Genomic DNA, 3,107 nt, shown 5'->3' on the forward strand with positions numbered 1-3,107 from the left:
GCAGCCGCCATCGAATGACGACGACCTTCCGGAGCAGATGCGGATCCGCCGTCAGAAGCGGGACGAACTGCTGGGAACTGATACGCCTCCTTACCCGCGTGCGTTCGGCCGCACACATAGCCTCGGCGAGATCCGGGCGACATATACGGACCTGGAGCCGGGCGCTGAGACCGGGGAACGTGTCGCGGTCAGCGGCCGGGTGATCTTCCTTCGAAACACAGGCAAGCTGTGTTTCGCTCGCTTGCGCGAAGGCGACGGTAACGAGCTCCAAATCATGCTGTCACTGGACCGCGTCGGCGAGGACCGTCTGAACTACTGGAAGCATCTGGTGGACATCGGCGACCTCATCGGCGTGCAAGGCGAGGTCGTCTGCAGTAAGCGAGGAGAACTGTCTGTCTCGGGGGAGAGTTGGGCCACGGTGTCCAAGGCGCTCCGCCCGTTGCCGGTGGCGCATAAGACGCTCAATGAAGAAACTCGAATCCGTCAGCGCTACGTCGATCTGATCGTCAACCCGGACGCGCGAGACATGGTCCGGACGCGGGCCACTGTGGTGCGGTCATTGCGGGAGACTTTGCATCAGCAGGGTTACCTGGAAGTGGAAACGCCTGTTTTACAAACGGTGCACGGTGGCGCCGCGGCGCGTCCATTCGAAACACATTTGAATGCATTCGACATGTCCATGACGTTGCGCATCGCGCTGGAGCTCTATCTGAAGCGCGCGATCGTGGGTGGCGTCGACAAGGTCTACGAGATCGGTCGGATTTTCCGCAACGAAGGCGTGGACTCCACGCATAGTCCCGAGTTCACGATGCTTGAGGCATACGAGGCATACGGTGACTATGACACTATGGCGACTCTCACACGTGAACTTGTCGTGGGCGCGGCCCGTTCTGTCGGTCAGACGGTCGTTTCCGATGGCAAGGGCGGTGAGATCGACCTAGAAGCGCCTTGGGCTCGTGTCACTCTTCATGAAGCGGTATCGAACGTTGTCGGCGAGGATGTGACCATCGACACATCAACTGAGTATCTGCGCGAATTGGCGGATAAGCATGATGTGGGCGTACAGCCCGGATGGGAGCACGGTGAGATCGTCCTCGAGCTCTTTGAGAAGCTGGTCGAGCATACGCTGACCACGCCGACATTCGTATGCGATTATCCAGAATCCGTGCGTCCGCTGGCCCGGCCGCACCGGGACGATCCCAGACTCGTTGAAGCGTGGGACCTGATCGTCGCCGGCGTCGAGCTCGCACCCGCCTATTCCGAGCTGGTCGATCCCGTCGTGCAGCGAACTCGCCTCGAGGCGCAGTCGTTGCTGGCCGCAGCCGGGGATCCGGAAGCGATGCAGGTCGATGAGGACTTTCTGCGTGCCCTTGAGTACGGCATGCCGCCGACTGGAGGCATGGGTTTGGGCGTGGACCGGCTTGTCATGCTGCTGACCGGCGCGGGAATCCGGGAAACGATCCTGTTCCCTCTGGTGAAGCCGGAGTGAATGCCGGCGTGCGGTCCGGGAAGACCGGTGAGGAGTTGGGCCCGGCGTACGATGGATTCAACGTGCGCCGGGCTCGTACCACGGATGTCCGGACCATACGCCAGCTTCTCGACGACTATGCGCGTCAGCGAATCCTGTTGTCCAAGGAAACGGTAACGCTCTACGAAGACGTGCAAGAGTTCTGGGTGGCCGAGTCCGTAGGCGATACTCCGGCATCGGGTAGCCGTCAGGTAATCGGCTGTGGGGCACTCCACGTCATGTGGGAAGATCTGGCCGAAGTCCGTACACTCGCTACTGCTCCAGATTGGCGTGGCCGTGGTGTCGGACACGCTATCCTGTCGCAACTCCTTGAAGTCGCGACCGAGCTAGGCGTCTCTCGCGTGTTCTGCCTCACGTTTGAAGTAGATTTCTTTGTGCGGCACGGCTTTGAGCGCGTTGACGGTACGCCGGTCCCCCCAGACGTGTATGCGCAGTTACTTCGCTCATACGACGAAGGAATCGCTGAGTTCCTTGACTTGGATCGAGTCAAACCCAATACTCTGGGTAACGTTCGGATGCTCCGCCGCATTGGTGGATGATCTGTAGTCGCCAGAAGATCTGTCGCTTGCTGGGCGAGTTGTAGTGGATTGCAGGATTGCTCGGCGTAGCGTATTAATGGAGACTTAGACTGTATCCAACAGCTAGCTTACTAACGAAGGGATCAAAGATGGCGCAGAAGGTTCAGGTCATTCTCCTGGACGACCTCGATGGCGGCGAGGCGGAGGAGACCGTGAGCTTCGGCCTTGACGGCGCGAACTACGAGATCGATCTATCGAAGAAGAACGCAGCCAAGCTGCGTGATGCGATTTCGCCTTTTGTCGCGTCGGCGCGTAAAGCCGGTGGCGGCAGCCGACGGGCCCGTGGTGGCCGCAGCAGCCGTTCCTCTGGGGGTCGCAGCAGCACAGATACGGCTGCCGTGCGTGATTGGGCCCGCGAGCAAGGCCTCAAGGTCTCCGACCGCGGCCGTATTCCGGCGGATATTCTCGAGAAGTACGAAGCCAGCCGCTGACAAAAATGAGGAGGTGCCGCCGCGAACGGTGACACCTCCTCAGGCCGGTTGGTTATGCCTGGCCCAGTACTTGGCGTTGGGCACCGAGACCGTCGATTTCGAGTTCGACCACGTCATCCGTCGTCAAGTACGGCTGCCCCGCCATTCCCATGGCAACGCCCGCGGGTGTGCCGGTGTTGATGAGATCACCTGGCTCCAGCACCATGAACTGGCTGATGTACCAGATGATGTGGCCGACTCCGAAGATCAGGTTCTCGGTGTTGCCGTCTTGCCGGAGTTCGCCGTTGACCCACAAGCGGAGCCGGAGCTTGCCGGCGTCAGGCACGTCATCGACGGGCACGAGCCACGGGCCGATCGGATTGAACGTCTCACACGACTTGCCCTTGTCCCATGTTCCGCCTCGCTCGAGCTGGAATTCGCGCTCGGATACGTCATGCGAGATGACGTATCCGGCGACCACGTCCAGTGCCGCTTCCGGCGAATCGATGTAACGGGCGGTCTTGCCGATGACGACGCCGAGCTCGACTTCCCAGTCCGTCCTCGTGCTACCCCGGGGAATCAGGACATTGT

The 3,107-nt window shown here is 60.7% G+C and carries 4 protein-coding genes; 3 read left to right on the top strand and 1 reads right to left on the bottom strand.

Annotated features, from left to right (window positions below):
• From lysS to ELR45_RS31115, 3 genes are all read left to right on the top strand, one after another.
• Positions 1 to 1,489, top strand: a 1,489-nt coding sequence (gene lysS, locus ELR45_RS31105; protein WP_240760278.1) for a lysine--tRNA ligase, incomplete at its 5' end; no start/stop codon positions are given.
• A 35-nt stretch (positions 1,490 to 1,524) separates the two neighbouring features.
• Positions 1,525 to 2,067 (top strand): amino-acid N-acetyltransferase, encoded by a 543-nt coding sequence (locus tag ELR45_RS31110; RefSeq protein ID WP_129669763.1) that lies wholly within the window; start codon positions 1,525 to 1,527, stop codon positions 2,065 to 2,067.
• 128 nt (positions 2,068 to 2,195) lie between these two features.
• Positions 2,196 to 2,537 (top strand): histone-like nucleoid-structuring protein Lsr2, encoded by a 342-nt coding sequence (locus tag ELR45_RS31115; protein ID WP_129669745.1) that lies wholly within the window; start codon positions 2,196 to 2,198, stop codon positions 2,535 to 2,537.
• A 52-nt stretch (positions 2,538 to 2,589) separates the two neighbouring features.
• On the opposite strand, the gene ELR45_RS41790 is transcribed toward ELR45_RS31115, so the two are convergent.
• On the bottom strand, positions 2,590 to 3,107 hold a 518-nt coding region (locus ELR45_RS41790), incomplete at its 5' end, for a fumarylacetoacetate hydrolase family protein (RefSeq protein ID WP_240760280.1).

The organism is Phytoactinopolyspora endophytica (assembly GCF_004138495.1).
GTDB lineage: Bacteria > Actinomycetota > Actinomycetes > Jiangellales > Jiangellaceae > Phytoactinopolyspora > Phytoactinopolyspora endophytica.

Excerpts from the sequence above, each read along its gene's own strand:
- ELR45_RS31115 (WP_129669745.1), top strand. The coding sequence starts at position 2,196 with ATGGCGCAGAAGGTTCAGGTCATTCTCCTGGACGACCTCGATGGCGGC.